Annotated in this window: 15 protein-coding genes; 4 read left to right on the top strand and 11 right to left on the bottom strand. The window is 72.0% G+C overall.

Features of this window, described 5'->3' with window-relative positions:
- Positions 1–56 precede the first annotated feature (56 nt).
- Both AC5PYY_RS08820 and AC5PYY_RS08825 read left to right on the top strand, forming a co-directional pair.
- On the top strand, positions 57–1349 hold the full coding sequence (locus AC5PYY_RS08820) for an MFS transporter (RefSeq protein WP_493896450.1): 1293 nt from the start codon (positions 57–59) through the stop codon (positions 1347–1349).
- A gap of 148 nt (positions 1350–1497) precedes the next feature.
- Positions 1498–6669, top strand: a complete 5172-nt coding sequence (locus AC5PYY_RS08825) for an nSTAND1 domain-containing NTPase (RefSeq protein WP_493899349.1) — start codon at positions 1498–1500, stop codon at positions 6667–6669.
- Between the two features lie 332 nt (positions 6670–7001).
- Here AC5PYY_RS08825 and AC5PYY_RS08830 read toward each other — a convergent pair whose 3' ends face one another.
- Together AC5PYY_RS08830 and AC5PYY_RS08835 are read right to left on the bottom strand one after the other, a co-directional pair.
- Positions 7002–7181 (bottom strand): hypothetical protein, encoded by a 180-nt coding sequence (locus AC5PYY_RS08830; protein ID WP_493896451.1) that lies wholly within the window; start codon positions 7179–7181, stop codon positions 7002–7004.
- Between the two features lie 25 nt (positions 7182–7206).
- Positions 7207–7431, bottom strand: coding sequence for a hypothetical protein (locus tag AC5PYY_RS08835; protein ID WP_493896452.1), 225 nt, complete (start codon positions 7429–7431; stop codon positions 7207–7209).
- A gap of 707 nt (positions 7432–8138) precedes the next feature.
- Between AC5PYY_RS08835 and AC5PYY_RS08840 the strand changes: the two genes are divergently transcribed.
- Positions 8139–9449, top strand: a complete 1311-nt coding sequence (locus AC5PYY_RS08840) for a hemolysin family protein (RefSeq protein ID WP_493896453.1) — start codon at positions 8139–8141, stop codon at positions 9447–9449.
- 113 nt (positions 9450–9562) lie between these two features.
- Here AC5PYY_RS08840 and AC5PYY_RS08845 read toward each other — a convergent pair whose 3' ends face one another.
- From AC5PYY_RS08845 to AC5PYY_RS08885, 9 genes are all read right to left on the bottom strand, one after another.
- On the bottom strand, positions 9563–10252 hold the full coding sequence (locus tag AC5PYY_RS08845) for an aspartate/glutamate racemase family protein (protein WP_493899350.1): 690 nt from the start codon (positions 10250–10252) through the stop codon (positions 9563–9565).
- A gap of 89 nt (positions 10253–10341) precedes the next feature.
- Positions 10342–11208, bottom strand: coding sequence for a hypothetical protein (locus AC5PYY_RS08850; RefSeq protein ID WP_493896454.1), 867 nt, complete (start codon positions 11206–11208; stop codon positions 10342–10344).
- Positions 11205–11735 carry a SigE family RNA polymerase sigma factor gene (locus AC5PYY_RS08855; protein WP_493896455.1) on the bottom strand — a complete coding sequence of 177 codons (531 nt, stop codon included), beginning with the start codon at positions 11733–11735 and terminating at the stop codon, positions 11205–11207. The genes AC5PYY_RS08850 and AC5PYY_RS08855 overlap by 4 nt, the downstream gene beginning before the upstream one ends.
- A 461-nt stretch (positions 11736–12196) precedes the next feature.
- Positions 12197–13933: a glycoside hydrolase family 13 protein gene (locus AC5PYY_RS08860; protein ID WP_493896456.1), complete on the bottom strand. Its 1737-nt coding sequence runs from the start codon at positions 13931–13933 to the stop codon at positions 12197–12199.
- 227 nt (positions 13934–14160) lie between these two features.
- Positions 14161–14583 carry a globin gene (locus tag AC5PYY_RS08865; protein WP_493896457.1) on the bottom strand — a complete coding sequence of 141 codons (423 nt, stop codon included), beginning with the start codon at positions 14581–14583 and terminating at the stop codon, positions 14161–14163.
- Positions 14584–14612: 29 nt separating this feature from the next.
- Complete coding sequence (locus AC5PYY_RS08870) at positions 14613–16892, bottom strand: hypothetical protein (RefSeq protein ID WP_493896458.1); 2280 nt, start codon at positions 16890–16892, stop codon at positions 14613–14615.
- A gap of 21 nt (positions 16893–16913) precedes the next feature.
- Complete coding sequence (locus AC5PYY_RS08875) at positions 16914–18788, bottom strand: hypothetical protein (RefSeq protein ID WP_493896459.1); 1875 nt, start codon at positions 18786–18788, stop codon at positions 16914–16916.
- Positions 18785–19285: a SigE family RNA polymerase sigma factor gene (locus tag AC5PYY_RS08880; RefSeq protein WP_493896460.1), complete on the bottom strand. Its 501-nt coding sequence runs from the start codon at positions 19283–19285 to the stop codon at positions 18785–18787. Before AC5PYY_RS08880 ends, AC5PYY_RS08875 begins: the two co-directional genes overlap by 4 nt.
- A gap of 90 nt (positions 19286–19375) precedes the next feature.
- Entirely contained in the window at positions 19376–20281 is a 906-nt protein-coding gene (locus AC5PYY_RS08885; protein WP_493896461.1) for a mechanosensitive ion channel family protein, read from the bottom strand.
- Positions 20282–20402: 121 nt separating this feature from the next.
- Here AC5PYY_RS08885 and malQ point away from each other — a divergent pair, with 121 nt between their 5' ends.
- Positions 20403–22526 carry a 4-alpha-glucanotransferase gene (gene malQ / locus AC5PYY_RS08890; protein ID WP_493896462.1) on the top strand — a complete coding sequence of 708 codons (2124 nt, stop codon included), beginning with the start codon at positions 20403–20405 and terminating at the stop codon, positions 22524–22526.
- The last annotated feature ends 20 nt before the right edge of the window (positions 22527–22546 follow it).

Below are 22546 nucleotides of genomic sequence, written 5' to 3' on the forward strand. Positions count from 1 at the left end.
CACCATCCTGGCAAAGTGATTGACAAAAATCAATCACTTGTCGCAGGATCGACGCTGTGACCCCCTCCCGCTCCGCCAGCCTCTGGCGGCACCACGACTTCCGTCAGCTCTGGATGGGCGACACCGTGTCGGTCTTCGGGGCACAGTTCGTCGGCTTCGCGATGCCGCTGATGGCGGTGCAGCTGCTGGGGGCGGACGCCTTCCAGATGGGGCTGCTCGCTGCCCTGGAGTCGCTCGCCTTCCTGCTCATCGGCCTGCCCGCAGGGGCCTGGGTCGACCGGTGGCGCAAGAAGCAGGTGCTCGTGCTCGGCGATCTCTCCCGCGCGGCGCTGCTGCTCACCCTGCCGGTGGCCTGGATGCTCGATGCGCTGACGATGTGGCAGGTCTACGTCGTGGCCTTCGGGGTCGGGTGCATCACGGTGTTCTTCGACGTCGCCAACCAGTCCTACCTGCCCGAGATCGTCGAGGGCGATCAGATCAGCGACGGCAACGGCAAGCTGCAGGCCAGCCAGCAGGCGGCGATCGTCGTCGGCCCCGCCGCCGCGTCCGTCCTGGTCCGCCTCCTGGGCTCACCGCTCACCATCGCGGTGACCTCGGTCTGCATGGGGCTGTCGTCGCTCTTCGTCAGCCGGATCCGCCACGAGGAGCAGGCGCCCGACCCCGAGGCGCGGCGCCCGCTGGTGACCGAGATCCGTGAGGGTCTGGGCTTCGTGCTCGGCCATCCTTTGCTGCGCCGGATCGTCGCGTGCACCGGGCTCACCAACTTCTCCTCCAGCGGCATCTTCGCCCTCTTCGTCCTGTATGCCGTCACCACCCTCGGGTTCTCCGAGACCACCCTCGGTCTGGTGCTGTCGCTCGGGGCGGTCGGCGGCATCCTCGGCGCGGTGACGTCCGGGTGGTTCGGCCGGCTCGTCGGCGAGGGCCGCTCGATCCCCATCGCCTCGCTGCTGGGCAGCCTCGCCCTGCTCACCGTGCCGCTCGCCTCGATCCTGCCGCCGGTGCCGACGCTGCTCATGGGCAACCTGCTCATCTCTTGGGCGGTGGTCGTCTACAACGTCGTCCAGGTGAGCTTCCGGCAGCGCTTGTGCCCCAAGCCGTTGCTGGGCCGGATGAACGCCTCGATCCGCTTTCTCGTCTGGGGGCCCATGCCCATCGGCGCCTTCCTCGGCGGGGTGCTGGGGCGCCAGCTGGGGGTCATCCCGACGCTCTGGATCTTCGCGGTCCTGTGCGTCCTGGCCTCGCTGCCGGTGCTGCTCTCGCCGCTCATCGGCATGCGCGACCTCCCCCGAGAGCTGGACGCGCTCGCCGACGGCGACGTGGAGCAGCAGCCGAGTCCAGCGTCGGAGTAGTCGGATGGTCCGGACGGCGTGCGGGGTGGCGCCGTGCCGAATGAGTAGTGCTTCGGGGCCAGCTGAGTAGTCACGGTGGGTGCCGGGTCGTGGGGTCCAGGAGTAGCCTGATCTGGGGTAAGGCTTCCCCTGCCGTGAGTGGGTGCCGATGGTCGATGCGCAGCAGTCGGAATCTGCCGGTGGCGCCGGATCTGTGGTGGTCCGGGTGCTGGGCCCGGTGGGGATCACGGCTGCCGACGGTGGCGAGGCGAGCCTGGGGCCTCGGTTGCAGCGGTTGCTGGCCGCCCTGGTGCTGGATCAGGGCAGTGCGGTGTCGGTGGATCGGTTGCTCGACGTGGTGTGGGAGGGCGCACCGCCCGCCGGGGCGAGCACCACTCTGCGCACCTACGTGACGCGGTTGCGTCGGGTGCTCGGTGGGGAGAACGGCGGCGTGGTCCGGCAGGGGTCGGGGTATGCCCTCGGGCTGTGGGTGGTCGTCGACGCCGCTCTCTTCGAGGCAGACCTGCAGCAGGCGAGCGATGCGCTGACCGCGGGAGACCTGCCCCCGGCCGACGCGGCGGTGGCGTCGGCGTTGTCGCGGTGGAACGGCCGACCCCTCGGTGACCTGGGGGAGGAGGAGTGGGCACGGTCCGAGGTGGCCCGCTTGGACGAGCGTCTGGCCGTGGCGCAGAGCACCCAGGTGGAGGTGATGCTGGCCGACGGGCGCGCCGAGGAGGCGGTGCAGCTGGCCCGCCGTCTCACCCACGAGGGGCCACTGCGCGAGCCTCCCGTGGCTCTCCTCATGCGCGCCCTCCACGCGGCGGGGGAGCAGGCGCAGGCCGCCGCCGCGTTCACGGCATACCGCGACCGGCTCGCGCAGGAGACCGGTCTGGATCCCTCTCCCGAGCTGCGCGACCTGGAGCGCAGCATCCTGGCCGATGATCCGGTGCTGCGGTCCCAGCGCGGCCGGATGCGGGGGTATGACCTGGGAGACCGGCTGGGTGAGGGGACGTATGCGGTCGTGCGCCGGGCGGTGCAGCCGGCTCTCGGGCGGGAGGTCGCCGTCAAGATCATCCGGCCGGCGTTGGCCAACCACCCGGACTTCGTCCGTCGCTTCGAGCACGAGGCGCGCCTGGTCGCGCGGGTCGAGCACCCCAACGTGGTGCCGCTCTACGACTATTGGCGGGAGCCCGGTGCCGCCTACCTGGTGATGCGGCTGATGTCAGGAGGGTCGGTGGCTGACGCTGTCCGCGACGGTGGCCCGATGCCGGTGGATCGCGTGGTGTCGGTCGTCGAGGACGTCGGCGGCGCCCTGGCCGAGGCCCACCGGGTCGGGGTCGTGCACCGCGATGTGCGCCCGGCGAACCTGCTGCTGGACTGGTCGGACACAGCCTTCCTCGCCGACTTCGGGATCGCGCTGTCGGGTTCGCCGGAAACGGTGGACGGGGTGCCGCTGCTGTCCCCGGACTACGCCGCGCCTGAGGTGCTGCAGGGGGCATCCCCGGGCGTCCCAGCGGACGTCCTGGGCCTGGCGCTCACCGTCTATCAGATGCTCACCGGGCACCGGCCCTTCATCGACACCGTCGACCGGGAGGCGATGGTGCGGCACCAACTCTTGGACCCGCTGCCGGCGATCCGGACCGAGCGGCCCGACCTTCCCGCTCCGGTCGACGACGTCATCGCCCGGGCTACCGCCAAGGATCCTGAGGCTCGACACGGCAGCGCGGCCGAGTTCGTCGAGGAGGTGTGCGCGGCGCTGCTGCCACGACGGGCGGTGCCGCGGGTCGTCGGGCCGCTGCCCAACCCGTACCGCGGCCTGCACGCCTTCGACGAGGCCGACGCGCACCGCTTCTTCGGGCGGGAGCAGCTGGTCGCGCGGCTGGTGGACGAAGTCTCCGAGCGTCGCCTGGTCATGGTCGTCGGGCCGTCCGGATCGGGCAAGTCCTCGGTGGTCCGCGCTGGCCTGGTGCCGGCGTTGCGACGCGGCGCGGCGCCTGGATCAGGGCAGTGGTTGATCACGACGATGACGCCCGGGGACGATCCCTCCCGGTCCCTCGGCGCCGCGTTGCAGCGGCTGTCTGTCCAGGAGCAGAGCTCCTGGACTGCGCTGCTGCATCAGGAGGGCGGTCTGGCACACGCGGTGACCCATATCGCGCCGGAGCAGGGTGACGTGCTGCTCGTCATCGACCAGTTCGAGGAGCTCTTCGCGCGTCCGGAGGCCGAGCAGACGCGGGTCCTGGGCGAGATCGCCGCCGCAGTCTCCGCCCCCGGGTCGCGGTTGCGGGTCGTCGCCACGGTGCGCGCGGACCGGTATGACGAACCCTTGCGGCATCCCTCTATCGCGCCCTTCGTGACGGCCGGGACGGTGCCGGTCGCCCCGATGGAGGCCGAGGAGCTGGAGCGGGCCATCGTGGAGCCGGCCCGCCGGCTGGGGGTGGAGGTCGAACGATCCCTGGCGGCGGACCTGGTCGCGGCGGTCACCACAGAGCCGGCGACGTTGCCGCTGCTGCAGTTCAGCCTCACCGAGCTCTTCGCCCGGCGTCGGGACGGCGTCATGCGCCTGGCGACGTACGAGGAGCTGGGCGGACTGGCCGGGTCCGTCGCCTCCCGGGCGGAGCAGGTGCTGGATCCCGCGCACCACCGTGACGACGCCTCCGTCGCACGCGTCGACGACCATGTCGACGACCGTGATGAGCGCATGGTGGCGGCACGGCGGCTGTTCGCGCGTATGGTGACGCCCGACGCGGGTGGGGCCGCTTCGGCGCGCACGGCCCGGCGGCGCGACCTGACGATGGATGAGCAGAGCCGCGACCTGCTCGACGAGCTCGTGGAGGCGCGCCTACTGAGCACCGATGTCGACCCGCAGACACGGGAGCCGACGGTGCGGGTCGCGCACGAGGCGCTGCTGCGGGAGTGGCCCCGGCTGCGGTCCTGGATCGAGGAGGACCGCACCGACCTGCGGGTCCTGGCCGACGTCGAGGCCCGGGCCGCGACCTGGCAGGACAGCGGTCGGGAGCCGGCCGAGCTGGCCCGCGGGCCCCGCCTGGGCCTGGTCACCGACCTGGCCGAGCGTCGACCGGACTGGCTCAGCGACTCCGAACAGGCCTGGGCCACCGCCTCGACCGGCGCGGCGACCGCCGCCGCTGAACGGGATCGTCGAACCACCCGCCGCCTCCGTCGCCTGCTTACGGCAGCCGCCGCCCTCCTGGTCCTGGCGCTCGTCGGCGGCGGACTCGCGCTCCAGGCCCGCAACCGCGAAGCCGCCGCCGCCCTGGCTGCGGATGTCAGCAGGTTGACCGCCCTGTCCGGCCGCGAGATCGCGACCGAACCCGACCGTGCCATCCTCCTCGCCCTCGCCGCGCACCGACGAGCGCCCTCCAACGAGACGCTCACCGGCATACACCGCGCCATCGCGACGCAACCCCGCGTCCTGTCCATGTATGCCAGCCCGGATCTGACGTTGCTCAATACCACGGGAGAGGTGGCCGTGATGGGGGTCAGAGGGTCGGCGTCCCTCCAGTTCCTCGATGGTCACGATGGCCGCCCCTTGGCGGAACCGGTGGAACTGGACGGTGAACCGGAGTGGTGGGCGATCTCTGCAGATGGGGAGACAGCGGCAGCATTGCTCGACATGGAGCGGGTGGTGGTCGTCCGGGTGGACGAGCCGGACGTGGTCTCCGAACTTCCCCTGAACGGGTATTACCGCGGACTCGCGGTCAGTGCTGATGGCGCGCGGATGCTGGTGTTGGAGGACACGACAGCGCTGATCGTCGACACCGACACGGCGGAGGTGGTCGCGCGCCGCGATCTCGATCCTGCGCCAGAAGCGGACTACTCGTTGCGGGTGCAGATGTCGCCCGATGGGCGACGGGTCATGGCTCAGGTAGCCAGCGTGGCCACCACGGGCTCGGCCACCATCTACGACGCGGGAAGCATGGACGTCGTCGAGGAGTTCATGCTCGACGCACCGGACAACGACGCCGTGGCACTGAGCGATGACGGCACCGTGGTCCTGGGTGGAGCGGACGGGGTCGTGCGCGTGGTGCGCCCGGGCGAGCGCGACCAACCGGTTGAGCTGGCCGGCCACCTCGGCCTCCTTGTCGCGGTGGCCGTCAACTCCTCGGGCGATGTGGCCAGCGCCGCGTACGACGGCTCGGTGCGGGTCTGGCCCGCAGGGAGCACTCTGGCTTCCTCTGAGTTCCGATGGGGATGGGCGGACTCCCTGGCGATCACCGACGACCAGCGCGTGTCGATCACGTCCTCATCACGGGGGGCAGTGGTCCTCGAAAGCGGGATAGGCCAGTTGGCCCTGGAAAGCCACGACGTCGACGGCATCCCGGCGGTAGACGCCCGGTCAGAGATCTTCGTCGAGGAGGTCGGTAGCGAACTCCGGCTGCGAGCACTAGAAGACGGCGCCACCGTGGCCACCATCGATCGAGATGAGATCAACGACGAGGAGGGGAGCTACTGGAGGCTCAACGCCTTTCCTTCTCCGGACGGAGACTGGATCCTCTGCATCGTTGGCAGTTCCATGTCACAGGCCAACACCGTCGTGGTGCAGTCGTTGCAGGACCCTGATGTCCGCCACATCGCAGACCTTGACGACATCGTGGACGCTCTCGGTATGGAGGACATGGGTTCCACGTTCGCCCTACGTCCCGGTGACGGCGGAGATCAGATCGTGGCGTCCCTGCCGGACACTCGCGGCGAGCGGGTACTCGGGCGTCTTTCCTTCCCCGACCTGGAGCTGCTCGCGGGCCCGGTCCGGCTGAGTTCAGCCGCGGGCAACGTCATGCTGATGCCCAACGACGGGGTGGCGACGGTCGGCAGCGACCTCCGTGTTTTTGACGCCGACCTCACCATGGTCGGGGAGCCGATCCCGCTCCCCGGAAGCCTGCAGGCCCACCAACTCCGTGACCGGACGGTCGCCATGGTGGGCACGGCTGGGGAGGTGGCTCTCGCAGACCTGGACGACGGCTCTGTGAAGCGGCTCGAGGACCTCGAGGGCTGGCTGTCGGACGTCGCCCTGTCTCCTGATGGCTCACTCGCGGCGGTGACGATGTACGAAGGGGGCATCCAGCTCATCGACGTGGATTCTGGCGATCAGGTCGGTGCCACTCTCGTCCCGCCCGACATCCCGCTGGGTCAGGCCCCGCCCGGGGTGCGGTGGGACGACGACGGCAAGAGCGTGTGGTACTCCGGTGGCGGCGCGCCGATCCGGATCCACGCCGACCCGTCAGGCTGGCCCGAGCTGGCCTGCAGCATCGTGCACCGGGAGCTGACCGCCGAGGAGTGGGCCCGCTTCGTCGACCCGGACTCGGACCCAGAGCCCCTCTGCTGAGCCGACCGGCCGCACGATTTGCCGTGACTGGCCGCGCGGTATGCGGTGACTGGCCGCGCGGTATGCGGTGACTGGCCGCGCGGTATGCGGTGACTGGCCGCGCGGTATGCGGTGACTGGCCGCGCGGTATGCCGTCGTTCTGCGCAGAACGCGAGTCCGGTGCGCGCATACCGTGCGTCCGGTGCGCGCATACCGTGCGTCCGGTGCGCGCACACCGTGCGTCCGGTGCGCCGGTGGCATGGTGAAGGCCCGCGCCTCCCCGGATGCAACCCCAGGGGGAGGGGCGGGCCTTCAGCTGTCGGCCGGTCACGGGCGACCGCGGTGATCGCTGGTCAGGCCAGCGGCCGCAAGGGGTGGCCAGGACGGGCGATCCGGTCCCGCAGCGCCGCCCACCAGCCGGCAGGCGGGTCTGGGACGGTGCGCCCCCGGTCGCGAGCGGCCAGGCGGGCTGCCAGGTCGCGCTCACGCTCTCGGGCGATGGCGCGTGCCTGCATCACGTTCAGGTTGCTCATGTGACTCTCCTCCTCTCGCCACTCGTCAATGGACCATCGGGCGTTTGTGGCTCCCGCCCGGACGGACGGGAGCGGGACGGGTCGGTGCGGTGCCGCTGCCGAGCTGCACCGCCAGGCCGAGCAGCGGCAGCATCCCGGTGGCGACCTCCGGTCGTCCCAGTGCCGAGCCGACGATCGCCGGCCCGAAGATCAGTACCGGGGCGATGGCCCTGACCACCGTCCCGGGACTCGACGTGGTGCGAAATCCCATGTCTCCTCCTTCGGGAAGGCTCCTGGTGAGGAGCCGTGGTGTCACCGTCCTCCCCGGCCGTTGCAGTTTCGTTGCACTGCAGGTCAGCAGAGGTATGAGCGGTGAATGGATATCCCCGTTGCAGGGGCTCGCGTCCCGGGAGTCGGCCAGGTCTAGCCCCGATCTCGACGGTCGCCGGACGCAGGCGTGATGACGCCGCGACCTGTGGACTCGATCCAGGAGGCCTCGGCCCCGTGAGGGGTCGCGAAGATCACCTGGTCAGGTCGGGACCGTGATGAGAGTGGGGCACACCGACGAGGCGTCGGCACCGTGCCACCAGAGGGGGCACGTGCTGCAGGGCGAGCGCCTGTGGCGCATCGCCGCTCGACGTCAGTCGCTGACGACCTAGAGGCCGATCTCGGCTTCCAGGACCGCGATCGGTCCTTCGCCCCCGGTGGGAGGAGGCATCGCCGACGGAGTCGGAGCATCGAGTGAATGGTGACGCTCTCCGTCGATCGTCAGCAGGAAGAACTCCGGGGCCATCTCGATCTCCTCCCTTCGGCGTGCGGGGACGCCGGATGCGTCCCGAGGTCTCCACCGTCCCAGCCGCCGACGGGCCACCGCAACAGCTTTTTGCCGGGTGTGGTGCGGATGAGCAGTCCCCGCAGGTGACCTGGGTAGTTCGCGCGGCGATCTCCCGGCGCGACCAGGCCGCATACCCTGACCTCATGGACGCCGCCCTGCTCACCAACGTCGCCCTGGTCCTGCTCTTCGTGCTCATCGGCGGCGTCTTCGCGGCGACGGAGATGGCGATCGTGTCGCTGCGACCCTCGCAGGTCGACGACATCGAGCGCTCCGGCCCGCGCGGTGCGAAGATCGCCGAGCTGGTGCGCGACCCCAACACCTTCCTCTCCGCGGTCCAGGTCGGGGTCACCGTCGCCGGGTTCTTCTCCTCGGCGTTCGGAGGAGCGACCATCTCCCCGTCGGTCTCGGCGTGGCTGCAGGGACTCGGTATGCCGGAGTCCGTCGCCGACCCCGTCGCCCTGGTCGCGATGACGCTGGTCATCGCCTACCTGTCCCTCGTGCTCGGCGAGCTGGCGCCCAAACGGCTGGCGATGCAGCGCTCAGCCGGCTTCACCCGGGCGCTCGCGCCGCCGCTCGGCTTGTTCGCGACCCTGCTGCGGCCGGTCATCTGGTTCCTCTCCGCCTCGACCAACCTCGTGGTGCGCCTGATCGGAGGAGACCCCGACGCGACCAGCGAGGAGATGACGATCGAGGAGCTGCGGCGCACGGTGGAGGACAACCGCGACCTGCGCCCCTACAGCCGCGAGATCCTCTCCGACGTCTTCCGGGCCAGCGAGCGCACCCTCGGTGACGTGCTGCGACCCCGGCCGGACGTGGAGTTCCTCCAGGCCGAGGCCAGCATCGCTGCGGTGGTGGAGCCGGTCCGTGCGAGCGGGCACAGCCGCTACCCGGTCACCGGGGAGAGCGTCGACGACATCGTCGGGTTCGTCCACATCCGCGACCTGCTCACGCTGACCGAGACCGAGCGGGAGCAGCGCACCGTGGCCGAGCTGGCACGGGAGATCCTCGCGCTTCCCGTCACCAAGCCGGTGCTCGCCACGCTGTCAACGATGCGCTCGGAGCAGCAGCACCTGGCGCTCGTGGTCGACGAGCACGGCGGCACCGAGGGGATCGTGACCATCGAGGACCTCGTGGAGGAGGTCGTCGGTGAGATCTATGACGAGTACGACACCCACCCCGACCCCGAGGACTCGCTCGTGCACGCCGGCGGCCGGGCGGTGGTCTCCGGGAGCCTCATCGTCGAGGAGCTCGAGGACGCGCTCGAGCTGCAGCTGCCCCGCGGGGGCTACGAGACGGTGGGCGGGCTGGTGCTGGACCGGCTGGGTCGCCTGGCCGAGGAGGGCGACGCGGTCGTGGTGAATGGCATCCGCCTCACCGTGGTCGGGCTCGACGGGCTGCGGATCACCGAGGTCGAGGTGGTGCGCGAGCGCGGCCCGGAGCCCGCTGAGAGCTGACGTCGCCGTTCAGGGGCGGGCGAGACTGCATACCGGTGCGGGTGCTGGCGACACAGGCGTGCGCGGGAGAACGCCTGTGTCACAGCCACACGCACCAGGGGGTGGCGTGAGGTCTAGGCCAGCGCCGCTTCGAGCGCCGCCTCGACGTGCAACCGGGTGGTCGGGAAGAGCGGCACGTCGACGTGCTCGGGGCCGATGAGCAGCTCGATCTCGGTGCAGCCCAGCACGATCCCCTGCGCGCCGCGCTCGGTCAGCCCTGCGATGACGTCCTGGTAGGCCGCGCGCGACTCCTCCCGCACGACCCCCTGGCACAGCTCGTCGTAGATCACCCGGTGCACCACCGCGTGGCCCGGCTCGTCGGGGACGAGCACCTCGATGCCGTGGCTCGCGAGCCGGTCGCGATAGAACGCCTGCTCCATCGTGAAGGCCGTGCCGAGCAGTCCCACCCTGGTCATGCCGGCGCGCTGCACCGCGGCGGCCGTGGCGTCGGCCAGGTGCAGCAGGGGTATGCCGATCGCCGCCTGCACCTGGTCGGCCACCTTGTGCATGGTGTTGGTGCAGATGAGGAGCAGGTCGGCCCCGGCCGCCTCGAGGCCCGCCGCCCGGGCGGCGAGGAAGTCGCCCGCCTCGTCCCACGCGCCGGTGACCTGCAGCTGCTCGACCTCGGCGAAGTCGACCGAGGCGAGGACCAGCCGCGCCGAGTGCAGGCCGCCGAGCCGCTCCCGGACGCCCTCGTTGAGCAGCCGGTAGTACTCCGCGCTCGACTCCCAGCTCATCCCGCCGAGCAGGCCGATCGTCCGCATCTGAGTCGTCTGAGGCGCCATGGCGTGAGCCTATGCACCGGGTGTGCCAGCCTCGCGCACCGGCGCGGGCGACGGCATACCGCGGCGGTTCAGCGCTCCTCGACCGGGACCTCGATCTCGTAGGACCCGACCACCGTGACGCCGTCCGAGTCGTAGAGCGGCACCTCGAGCGGCTCCGTCTCCCGCTCGCCCCAGGCCTCCCACTCGGCGACGGTGCGCGGCTGCTCGCCGGTGCGCTCCTTGAGGGCGGCGCGGTCGAGATAGCCCGTGACGAGGTCGTCGCCCCGGACCTCGAGCAGGTCCGGCTGCCCGAACGGGCTCGCCTTGCCGTAGGTCTGGCCCCGGGCGTTGACCCCGAGCGGGATGCGGTCTATCTCGACCGGCTCGACGAGCATCTCCCACGGCGCGTCGTCGCTGACCTGCACCAGGAAGGGCTGATCCGCGTCCTCGACGGGCAGGTAGTAGCTCAGCGGGTAGGTCCGGTAGGCGGCCTCCTCGAGCTCGCCGAGCTCTCGGCACCAGGCCTCGATGCCCACGTCGGCCCAGAGCACGTTGGCGTCCTCGGAGCACTCCACGAGCAGGCGGTAGGCCTCCGTGCCCGCCGGCCGCTCGACCGCCGAGAGGTCGACCTCCTGCACGCCGGCGCCCTCGATCACCTCGCCCTCGGCGAGCGGTGTGGACCCCAGGATCGTGCCGGGGGAGCGGTTGCTGAACTCCACGCCCGGAGCCGTGGTCTCCGTGCTGCCAGCAGGTCCGAAGGCCTCCTCATCCCCTACGACCTGGGTGAGACCCCATCCGGCCAGGACGATCGCGAGGGCCCCCGCCGCGCTAGCGGTGGCGAGCCGGCGGCGGCGTCGCACCACCCGCCCCTCGATCTGGCCCAGGCGGTCGCCCGCCTCGGGGAGCTGCGGAGGCAGCGCCTTGAGCTGCTGGCTGATCTGCTCGGTGGTCGTCATCGCACCGTCTCCTCTCGCTCGATGGCTGAGCGCAGGGTCGCCAGGCCCTTGGCGGTCTGACTCTTCACGGTGCCCTCCGAGGACCCCATGATCCGCGCGGTCTCGGCGACCGAGAGGTCGTCGAAGTGGCGCAGCACGACGCACTGTCGTTGCCGCACGGGCAGGGAGCGCAGGGCTCGGGCGAGATCCAGCTGCTCGGGTATGCCGTGCTGCGGGTCACCCGCAGCGGCGTCCCCGTGCGCGGGGTCGCCCGAGCGTGCTGCTGCGCTGCTCAGATCGTCGGTCGGTCGCTCGCCGCGCCACCTCCGGGACCACCAGCTGGCGTTGGTCCGCACCATGATCCTGCGGACGTAGGCCTCGGGCTGCTCGTCCTGGATGCGCCGCCAGTGCGGCCAGGCCCGGGACAGCGCCGTCTGCAGCAGGTCCTCGGCGGTGTGCGGGTCGCCGGTCAGCATCCACGCGGTGCGCAGCAGGGCCGGTGACCGCGTGGTCACGAACTCGCGGAAACCCAGGGGTTCACGCGTCATCGCCCATCCTTTCGCTCGGGGGCTCTGACAGGTGAACCGGCTGGCCCCCCGGATCGGTTGCCTCGGCCGGAGCACAACGTGCCCCACGGTTGCGGGGACCCTCACGGTGCTGGAGAACTCCTCCATCACTCGCAGGCCCCCACGGAAGTCGGAGGGGCCCACGGTTCTCGGACACCCCCACGCATGTCGCGCTGCCCCACGGTTCTTGGACACCCCCACGGCTGCGGTCGTGGGGGTGTCCGGTATGCCTGGGGCTGTCCTGCAACCGTGGGGCCAAGCGGGAGATCTGTCCGTCAGGAGGCGTGGGGCTGACGCGTGACCGCGGGGCTGACGCGTGACCGTGGGGCTGACGCGTGACCGTGGGGCTGACGTACGGGCGTGGGACCGGCGCGTGGCCGTGGGGCTGGCACGCCAGCGTGGGGCCCTCAGGGCTGGGCGAGCCCGGAGCCTCGGTCAGCGGGTCAGCCGAGCCAGACGGTGGTGTCCTGGGTGAGGAGTTGCCGCCCCTGGTCGTCCCGGTGGAGCCGGCCGCTGCAGACGAGCACCTCCGCCTCCTCGGATGCCGGCAGCACGACCGGGTCCGCACCGAAGTTGGTGACGACCGTGATGGGCCGGTCTTCCTCGTCTCCCCGCGCGTTCCGGAAGGCGACGACGTCGGGACCGAGCGGCATACCGCCGAGCTCGGTGACCCACTCCAGACCCCCGACACCGAGGTCGTGCTCGCGGCGCAACCGGAGCAGCGTGCGGTAGAGCTCGAGGGTCGAGCCCGCAACACCCTGCTGCCGATCCGCAGCCAGCGAGCCGTAGAGGAGCGGCTGGGGCAGCCACGGCTCGGCGTCCGCGCGCGTGCCGAAGCCGAAGAACGGCTCATCAGCCACCCACGGCATCGGGATGCGGCAGCCGTCGCGCCCCGTCTCCTCGCCCTGGGTGCGGTGGAAGGCCGGGTCCTGCCGCACCGCGTCGGGCACGGCGGTGTGCTCGGGCAGGCCGAGCTCCTCGCCGTTGTAGAGGTAGGCCGAGCCGGGCAGTCCGAGCATCATCGCCGTGGCGGCGCGGGCGCGGCGCAGACCGAGGACGGCGTTGGGCTGCGGGTCATCCGCGGCGATGCCGTTGGGGCGGGGCTGCCCCACCGGCAGGCCCAGCCGGGAGGCGTGCCGCACGACGTCGTGGTTGGACAGCACCCAGGTGGTGGGGGCACCGACCGCGTCGGCCGCCTCCAGCGACGTCTCGATGATGTCCCGCTGCTCCGCGGCGCGCCACGGAGCCTGCAGGTAGTGGAAGTTGAACGCCTGGTGCATCTCGTCCGGGCGCACGTAGTCCATCGTGCGCTCCTGCGTCGGCAGCCAGGCCTCGGCGCACAGGATCTTGTCCTGCGCCGGGTCGCCCTCGGGGTTGGAGGAGTCGAGCACCTCGCGCCAGCCGCGGTAGACCTCGTGCACTCCCGGCTGGTCCCACATCGGGCCCAGGTTGGCGTGCGCCATCGGCTCGCCGCCGTCAGCCATGACGGCCCGCTCCTCCCAGTCCGGGAGCTCAGGGTCCTTGACGAGGGAGTGCGCGACGTCGACGCGGAAGCCGTCGACCCCGCGGTCCAGCCAGAAGCGCAGGATGTCCTTGAACTCCTCGACCACCTCGGGGTTGTCCCAGTTGAGGTCCGGCTGCTTGGTGTCGAAGAGGTGGAGGTACCACTGGCCGGGGGTGCCGTCGGGCTCGGTCACGCGGGTCCAGGCGATGCCGCCGAAGATGCTCTTCCAGTTGTTCGGCGGCTCGCTGCCGTCGCCCCGGCCGTCGCGGAAGATGTAGCGCTCGCGCGCGGGGCTGCCCGGCTCGGCCGCCAGGGCCTCCTCGAACCACGCGTGCTCGTCGCTGGTGTGGTTCGGCACGAGGTCGATGACGACCCGGATGCCGGTGGCGTGCGCCTGCTCGATGAGCGTGTCCGCCGCAGCCAGGTCGCCGAAGACCGGGTCGATGTCGCGGTAGTCCGCGACGTCATACCCCGCATCGGCCATGGGGGAGCGGTAGAACGGGCTGATCCAGATCGCGTCGACCCCGAGGTCGGCGAGGTAGGGCAGCCGGGAGGTGATGCCGGCGAGGTCGCCCACGCCGTCGCCGTCGTGATCGGCGAAGCTGCGCGGGTAGACCTGGTAGATGACGGCGTGGCGCCACCAGGGCGCGTCGTGAGACTCGGGTGCATGGGTCACGAGGGGCAACGGTATGCCGCCGCTCCCCGGTGCGCCGAAATCGCCGCCTCCACCTGGGACCGGACGTACGCTGGGCGCGCATATCGCGCGGCCGGTCAGCGCATTTCGCGCGGCCAGTCGGCGCATTTCGTGCGGCCAGTCGGCGCATATCGCGCGGCCAGTCGGCGCATTTCGCGCGGCCAGTCGGCGCATTTCGCGCGGCCGGTCAGGGCATTTCGCGCGGCCAGTCAGTCCTCGGCGAGGGTGTTGACCATGGCCTGGGCGGCGTGCGCCATGTAGCCGCGCATCTGCTGCTCGTCGAGCGCGTCCATCCGGTCGGCGACGGTGTCGATCGCGGCGTTCATGTGGTGCAGCCAGCGGTCCCGCTGGGCAGGAGTGACGCGAAAAGGCATGTGCCGCATACGAAGTCGCGGATGACCACGCTGTTCGGAGTAGGTCGTGGGGCCACCCCAGTACTGCTCCAGGAACATCCGCAGCCGGACCTCGGCAGGCTCCAGGTCCTCCTCGGGATAGAGGTCGCGCAGCGGCGGGTCCTGCGCGACGCCCTCGTAGAAGGCGTGCACGAGGTCGACGAAGGTCTGGTGCCCGCCCACCCGTTCGTAGACGGTGGTCGGCGCCGCGGCATCGGGGTCGGTCTGCTGCTCGGTCACCTGCCCATCGTGCCAAACGCGGGTGGACCTCAGCGGTGGAGGACCTCGATCTCGAACTCCTCGTAGTCCTCCACCCAGATCGTGAGCTCATCCGGCGCCGGGTACTGGGCGTAGGAGAGGTAGGTCCGGCTCGTCACCGCCTGGTCGGTCCAGCTCGACCACCAGCCGTTCGTCGCCCACAGCTGGTCGGCGGGCTGGCCGTCGACGAGGAACCGGATCCTGCCGATCCCCTCGGTCGTGATGCGGGCCCCGACCTCCCCGGGCGGCAGGTCGACGGTGACGCGGCCCTCGTCGTCGAGGTCGTCCGGTCCGACGACCTCGATCGTCTCGTCGAACGGGCCGGTGTCCCGGAACGGATCGGTCGGTGGGGGAGACGTCCCCGCAGGCCAGGAATCGTCAGGCACCTCGGCGGCCGCGAAGTCGAAGTCTTCGTAGGGGACCTTCTCGTAGGCCACGAGGACGGCGGAGGGCTGGCCACTCGTCGCCGGGGCGGAGGCGACCAGCGGCTCGTCGCCGGGCGGCGTCCCGTCGTTCCACGGCTGGCGCAGCGCCTCGGCGAGCGTGGCGCCGTCAGGCACCCCCCAGACCGGCACGAGCCGCTCGCCCCGGCCCATCAGACCCTCGGACCAGAAAGGGGCCCAGGTGTCGGTCGGTGCCACGAGCAGCACCCAGATGACGTCGGGCCCCACATCGCGCGCGGACTCCAGCTCGCGGAGGTGGCCGTCCTGCGGCAGCTCCCAGGCGCCGGCCAGACGGCGGCCCACGACGAGCTCGGGCACCTCGGCCGCGTCGGCACCGACCGCAGCCACGGCCGCGGTGTCCACGGGACTCGGCGCGGCGTCGGTCACGGCGATCTGGAGGTGGTCGCGGTTGCCGTCGGCGAAGACCTCCACCACCGAGGTGCGCTGCTGCCCCGCCTCGGGCAGCACGCTCTCGGGGATGGCGAAGGTCCGCTCGCTGCCGGGGCCGTAGACCAGCCACTGACCCTGCCGGACGTCCGGGTGCTGATCCTCCCAGGCGGGATTGCCGCCGCCCCAGGGTGCGGCCACATCTCCGTCGTCGGTGACCGGGACACCGTCGACGAGGACGGTCACGGCTCCGGTGCGTCCGGCCCAGACCCGGATGGTGCTCGTGGCGCTCAGCGTGGCCGCGCCGATCAACCGCTCACCCTGGAAGAACGTGTCGAGGGCAGGGGCCTCCTGCTCGATCAGCACGGCGTCGTCGGGTACGACGGGAGCATCGAGGCGACTCCCCTGCGGCAGCGGCGTCCGCACAGCGTTCTCTCGCTCGATGTAGAGGCCGATGACGGCCTCACCCTGCGGCGGAAGATCGCCGGTGACCTCGATCTCCGCCGTCCCGCGCGGCGGCAGGGTGACGATGTGCGACGCGGTGACCGCCGGCCGACCCTCACGGCCCGCGCACGGAAGCGTGATCTGCCGCCCGTCGACGGCGGCGCTCGCCTCCGGTCGCTGCAGGTTGGCATCTTCGGCCGGGGGCATGTCGCACCACAGCACGGCGAAGGTCGCCGCGGCGTCCGTGCGGCTCAGGTCGAGCTCGGTCGGTGCGCCGGCGTCGAGCTGCGCGCTCTCGACGAGCCGCAGCCCCATCGGGTTGTTCGGCGGGTCGCCGTCGGGCCGCAGCTCCCAACCCGCGTCGGTGAGGTCGACGCCGGCCGGTCCTTCGCCGATGCTCACCTGCTCGGCCGCGGGCTCGTCGTGCTGACCCGTGCTCACGGCATACCAGCCCAGGACGAGCACCAGGGCCGCCGTGGCGGCGGCCCACCACCATCGACGTCCGCCGGCCGACGCCCGAGAGGGTGACGGCGCGGCCGCCAGCTCAGGCATGAGCTCGTCGTGGAGCCGCGCTCCGGTGAGCGCGTGCTGGTCGGCGACGGCGGCGATCGCGACCTCGACACCAGGCTCCGAGGGTATGAGGCGTGCCACCTTCTCCGGCGGTCGCCGGACCGCGCGCCCGATCTCGGCGTCGCTCGCCGCAGCGACGACGCGCAGGGCGAGCGCCGCGCGCGCCCGGGCGGGCAGCGCCCGCAGGACGTCGCCGGCGTCGCGGGCGGTGACCGGCACGGTGTCGCGGTTGCGGCGGGGCCGGGAGCGCAGGAAGTGCCGCACGAGATCCTCGCGGAGCCGGGCCTCTCGGGTGTGTGACGAGGCACGACTCAAGGTCAGCACCACGAGCCGGGTCGCGGCGCCGGTGTCACTGGTGAGTGCGGCCGCGAGGCGGTGCAGCCCGGCGCCGTGGGCTGCGATGAGCTCCTCGGCGCCGGAACGATGGTCCGCCGGCGTCCCTGCCATGTCCATAGTCTCGCAAAGGAGTCAGCGGTCCGCCGGGGCGAGCACCTCGAGCGTCAGGCTGCCGCCGTCGTAGCCTTCGACCCGGATCTGCAGCTCGTCGCCGGGCTCGACCCGGCGTTCGAGGAAGGCCGCCACGAGCTGGGTCGTCTCCTGGTCGCTCCACGCGGTCCACCAGCCGTCGTCGCGACGCACGGACATCAGGCGCGAGGTCGTGTCGAGGGAGGAGCCGTCCGCACCGTCCGCGGTGACGCGCAGCCGCCCCACGCCGGTCGAGGTGGCCCGCAGGAGGCTGGCGCCCTCAGGCACCTGCAGACGGGCCCGACCCTCGTCATCGAGGTCGTCCAGGGTGAGGGTGGCGACGACCTCGGGCTCGGCCCGGAGCACCGCTTCGGCGGAAAGAAGCTCGGAGACCGGGCGCGCGCCTTTGTGCTCGAACTCCTCGTAGGACACGGGCACGTAGGCGGCGACCACGCCGGACGATCCGTCGTCCTGCGCCGGGAGCCCGACCCGCACCCGGCTCGTGGCGGTGAGCTCGGTGCCGTCCTGCTGCAGGGCGACGCCCACCAGCGCGTTCTCGGGATCGCCGCATCCGCGCTCGAGCCGGTCGTCGGCGTCGACCGTGATCGTCGCCATCCCGCCCGCACCTGGCTCGACACCGGGACAGGCCGCCAGCCAGGTCACCGCCTCGCCGTGGACCTCCTCAGGCAGCTCGAGCTCGGCCACGGTGCCGTCCGCGGGCAGCTGCCAGGCGGCGAGCCGCCGCATCCCGCCGAACCACTCGTCGACCCCGTCCGGCACGGCGCCGGAGTCCAACGGCGCGACGGCGGCCTCCGCCGGGGCCAGCCCGGCGACGTCGGTGACCCGGACCTGCCACGGCTGACCGTGGGCGGTGCCGGCCGAGATCCGGACCGGTTCGCGGCGGGCCGTGAGCTCCGCAGGCAGGGGGATGCTGAGGCGCTGGCCTGCCGTGAAGGCGCTGAAGGCGCCGTCCCGCAGCGCGGGGTCGGCCGACGCCCACGCCTGCGGGTCGTCGCCGTCGTCAGTCAGCAGCTCGCCGTCGACCCACACCTGCATCCGCCCCGGCACCGAGGTCCACAGCTCGACCGTGCTGTCCTCGCCGGGGGCGGCCACGACGGTGCTCGCGACCATGAGCGCGCCCTCACCCGTGGTCACCGGCTGGGGGCTCAGCGGCGAGTCCTGAGTCAGGCTCACCTCGCCGTCACCCACCTGCGGAGCGGTGGGAAGGGGCTCGGGCCAGCCGGGGAAGGGGTAGTCCGACACCGTCGACTCCTCGTAGATGCCGAGCACCGCCTCCGCCCCTTCCGGCAGGTCGCCCTCCCAGGACGCCGCCCAGGCCTCGCCCGTCGGCGGCAGGGCTGCCGGGTCGACCTCCGCGGCGTCCGGCGTCCTCTCGGCGGGGAGGCAGGCGGCGGTCACGTCGACGTCGTCCAGCACCAGCACGGGCGGCTGGATGGCCGGGTCGTCGATGGCCGGGCCGGTCTCGCACCAGAGCACGGCATACCGCTGGGTGCCGCTCGGGGGGGAGGGCAGGCTCACCGGCCCGGCCGAGGCCAGCTCCACCGTCTCCAGGAGGCGCAGGCCGTCGGCATACTCCGGGGGCTGGCCGTCCGCGAGCTCCCAGGTGGTGCTGGCGACGCCGCGGTCTCCGTCCCGGGCCGGGTCGGTCGCGGTCGGCTCGGGCCAGGCCTGGGTGGCGACGACGGCCGCCACGGCGGCAGCCGCGACACCGGCGGCGGCGATCCAGCCGGTCCGGGCGCGCCGGGCCCGTCGCTCCGCGCGGAGCGCGTCCAGCAGGTCGGCGGGTGCGGGCGGCGGGTGCTCGTCGGCCATCACCCGCAGCGTGGCGCGCAGATCCTCGGTCGTGGGAGCCATCATCGACCCCTCCCTTCGCTGGCGACGTCGTCGTCCAGGTGGGTGCTGATGCGCAGCGCCCGCATCGCGCGGGCGTGGTGCGACTTCACGGTGCCGGGCGAGATGCCCATCGTGGTCGCGGTGTCCTCGACGGTGAGGTCGTGGAAGTAGCGCAGCACCACCACGGCCCGTTGCTGCGCCGGCAGCTCCCCGACCGCCTGGGCGAGGTCGAGCTGCGCCTCGGGCGGGACGTCGTCGCCCGCCGCCTGCTCAGGGAGCTGCTCGGTCGGCACCTCGCCGTGCCAGCGCCGTCGCCGGTCGGTGAGGAACTCGCGGAGCAGGATCGTGCGGACATAGCCCGCCGGGTTGTCCGTCACTCGGTCCCAGCGGCGCCAGGCCCGGAGCAGGGCCTCCTGCAGCAGGTCGTGCGCGGCGTGCGGATCCCGGGTGAGCAGCACCGCGGTGCGGTGCAGCCCGGCGTTGTGGGCGAGCACGAACTCGCGGAACGGTTCGGTCGTCATGCGGGCACCTCCTACCCTGTCAGACGACCCAGGTGGCCCGGACGGTTGTCATCGGACGGGCGATCTGCGCTGATCCCGGTCGAGCGCCGCTCAGGCCTGCGCGTCGCCGAAGGGGGTGATGCGGGGTCCGCGGACGCCCTCGTGGTCGAAGCGCTCCTTGGCGCGCTCCCGGATGACCCGGGGCACGCCCCACTGCTCGCCGGGGCGGCACTTGGCGAACATCCGCAGCGTCATCGTGCCCCCCGAGACCGACTCCACCCCGGCGACGCTCGGCTCCTCGAGGAGCTTGTCGCTCAGCTCGGGATCGGCATACACCTCCGTAGCGATCTCGCGGAGCATCGGTATGACGCGCGCCGGGTCCTCGTCGTAGGCGACCGGGATGTCGATGGTCGCCATCGCCCAGCCCTGGCTCTTGTTGCCGATGCGCAGGATCTCGCCGTTGCGGACGAACCAGACGACTCCGCTGGGGTCGCGCAGCCGGGTCACCCGCAGCGTCACCTCCTCGACGGTGCCGGTCGCCTCGCCGGTGTCGACGAGGTCGCCGACGCCGTACTGGTCCTCGATGATCATGAAGATCCCGGACAGGAAGTCCTTGACCAGCGACTGGGCGCCGAAGCCGATGGCGACGCCGCCGATGCCGGCCGAGGTGAGCAGCGGGGCCAGCGGCAACCCGAGCTCGGCCATGACCATGAGCAGCGCCACGATGGCGATGACGAAGGTGGCGATGCTGCGCAGCAGCGACCCCATCGTCAGGGCACGCTGTCGGCGCCGCTCCTCCCGCACCCCGGTGGCATTGTCGAACATCCGCTCCAGGGAGGAGCGCTCGTGCTCGTCGGCCTTGGCGACGGCGTTGTTGACCACGCCGCGGATGGCGCGGTGCGCGGCCCACCGGGCCACGACGGCGAGCAACACGATGAGGGCGAGGCGCAGCGGCGTCCCCACCAACCACTCCGTGGTCGAACCCCAGCTGTCGAAGGGCCAGTCGATACTCGTCATGCCGTCATTGTCCAAGGTGCGCGGGGGCACGGACCGCACGCCCCGCGCGCCTGGTGCCCCGCACGGTGCGGGGCCTGAGAGACTGGGCGCAGACATCCGATCCGTGAGAGGTAACCCCGCAGTGACCGAGAGCACATCCCGCCTGGACGACCTAGCGGCCGCCTACGGCATCGCCACCGAGTTCTGGGACTGGCAGGGCCGGCACGCGCAGGTGCCCGCCGAGACGGTGGTGGCGGTCCTGGCTGCCCTCGGGGTCGACGTCAGCGGCGACTTCGTGGAGCGGGAGCTGGCGCGGGTGCAGGAGCGACCCTGGACCCAGGTGCTGCCCCCCATCACCGTGGTGACGCAGGGCAGCGAGGTCGAGGTCCCCGTCCACCTGACGTCCGGGACCCAGGCGCAGGTGCGCCTGGTCCTCGAGGACGGCACCACCCACGAGGTGCAGACCCGGGGCAAGGCGCAGACGCGCACCGTCGGCGACGCGGAGCTGAAGCGGCACCTGCTCGACCTGCCGACCGACCTGCCGCTGGGGTGGCACACCGTCGAGGTCGCCGCAGCCACACAGCGCTGGAGCATGCCGCTGGTCGTCACGCCGGCCGTGCTGGACCTGCCGGAGTCGCTGCGCGAGGACGGCACCCAGGCGTGGGGCCTGATGACCCAGCTCTACGCCATGCGCTCGGCCGCCTCGTGGGGCACCGGCGACCTCGCCGACCTCGGCGACGCCGGGGCCTGGGCCGCCGGCCTCGGCGCCGACTTCGTGCTGGTCAACCCGCTGCACGCGGCGGAGCCGACCGGTGAGATGGAGCCCTCGCCCTACCTGCCCACGAGCCGCCGGTTCGTCAACCCGATCTACATCCGGGTCGAGGACGTCCCGGAGGTCGCCTATCTCTCGGCCGCCGAGCGGCAGCTCATCGAGTGGCACGCCGACGACGCCCAGCGTTACCTCGGGCTGGACATGCTGGAGCGCGACGCGGTCTGGTATGCCAAGGAGGCGGCGCTGCGGATGATCTTCCGGCAGCGGCGCTCGCTGCGGCGCAGCCGCGCGTTCCACGCCTACGTCGAGCGGGAGGGCCGCGGCCTCGTCGACTACGCGACCTGGTGCGCGCTGTGCCAGGTCCACGGGACCAACTGGCGCGAGTGGCCGACCGAGCTGCAGCAGCCGCAGAGCCGGGCGGTCGAGTCCTTCCGCGAGAACCACGCCGAGGAGGTCGAGTTCCACTGCTGGTTGCAGTGGGTCGTGGACGACCAGCTCGGCCGGGTGCAGCGGGACCTGCTCGACACGGGGATGTCGCTCGGCGTCATCTCCGACCTGGCCGTGGGGGTGCACCCGGGCGGAGCGGACGCCTGGGGGCTCGGCGACGCGCTCGCGCGCGGCGTGACCGTGGGGGCGCCGGCCGACCAGTACAACCAGCTCGGCCAGGACTGGTCGCAACCACCGTGGCGCCCGGACAAGCTCGCCGAGCTGGGCTACGCGCCATACCGCGACATGGTGCGCGCCGCGCTGCGCGACAGCGGCGGCCTGCGCGTGGACCACGTGATCGGGCTGTTCCGGCTGTGGTGGATCCCGCAGGGCGCCAAGCCCTTCCAGGGCACCTACGTGCGCTACGACCACGAGGCGATGGTCGGCATCCTGCTGCTGGAGGCGCACCGGGCCGGCGCGGTCGTCATCGGTGAGGACCTCGGCACCGTCGAGCCGTGGGTGCGCGACTACCTCAAGGAGCGCGGTGTCATGGGCACCTCGATCCTGTGGTTCGAGCGCGACTGGGACGGCGACGGCGGGCTGCTGGACCCCGAGGCCTACCGCGAGCTGTGCCTGGCGACGGTCACGACGCACGACCTGCCGCCGACCGCGGGCTACCTCGAAGGGGTCCACATCGAGCTGCGCTCGCGGCTCGGGCTGCTCGACCGGTCGCTGGAGGAGGAGCTCGCCGAGGACCGCGCCTCCCAGGGCGAGGTGCTGGCCGACCTGCGCGAGCGCGGTCTGCTCCGCGAGGGCGCCGGGGTGCCCGATCAGGTCGAGGCTCTGCACTCCTTCCTCACGCAGACGCCGGCCAAGCTGCTCGGCGTGAGCATCAGCGACCTGGCCGGCGACAAGCGGGTCATCAACCAGCCGGGCACCGACGAGGAGTACCCCAACTGGCGGGTCCCGCTCGCCGGCCCCGAGGGCCGCCCGGTGCTCCTGGAGGAGCTCTTCACCTGGCGCACCGCCCGCCGCCTCGCCCGGACCGTCAACGACGGCCTCGCCTGACCCGCACCGGACGCGCGCTC

This window comes from Serinicoccus sp. JS2-9 (genome assembly GCF_059025165.1).

Coding starts and splice junctions, on each gene's coding strand:
- AC5PYY_RS08875 (WP_493896459.1), bottom strand. CDS start 18,788: ATGATGGCTCCCACGACCGAGGATCTGCGCGCCACGCTGCGGGTGATG.
- AC5PYY_RS08835 (WP_493896452.1), bottom strand. CDS start 7,431: ATGGGATTTCGCACCACGTCGAGTCCCGGGACGGTGGTCAGGGCCATC.
- AC5PYY_RS08885 (WP_493896461.1), bottom strand. CDS start 20,281: ATGACGAGTATCGACTGGCCCTTCGACAGCTGGGGTTCGACCACGGAG.
- AC5PYY_RS08855 (WP_493896455.1), bottom strand. CDS start 11,735: ATGACGCGTGAACCCCTGGGTTTCCGCGAGTTCGTGACCACGCGGTCA.
- AC5PYY_RS08845 (WP_493899350.1), bottom strand. CDS start 10,252: ATGCGGACGATCGGCCTGCTCGGCGGGATGAGCTGGGAGTCGAGCGCG.
- AC5PYY_RS08880 (WP_493896460.1), bottom strand. CDS start 19,285: ATGACGACCGAACCGTTCCGCGAGTTCGTGCTCGCCCACAACGCCGGG.
- AC5PYY_RS08850 (WP_493896454.1), bottom strand. CDS start 11,208: ATGACGACCACCGAGCAGATCAGCCAGCAGCTCAAGGCGCTGCCTCCG.
- AC5PYY_RS08870 (WP_493896458.1), bottom strand. CDS start 16,892: ATGGCAGGGACGCCGGCGGACCATCGTTCCGGCGCCGAGGAGCTCATC.
- AC5PYY_RS08840 (WP_493896453.1), top strand. CDS start 8,139: ATGGACGCCGCCCTGCTCACCAACGTCGCCCTGGTCCTGCTCTTCGTG.
- AC5PYY_RS08825 (WP_493899349.1), top strand. CDS start 1,498: ATGGTCGATGCGCAGCAGTCGGAATCTGCCGGTGGCGCCGGATCTGTG.
- AC5PYY_RS08830 (WP_493896451.1), bottom strand. CDS start 7,181: ATGAGCAACCTGAACGTGATGCAGGCACGCGCCATCGCCCGAGAGCGT.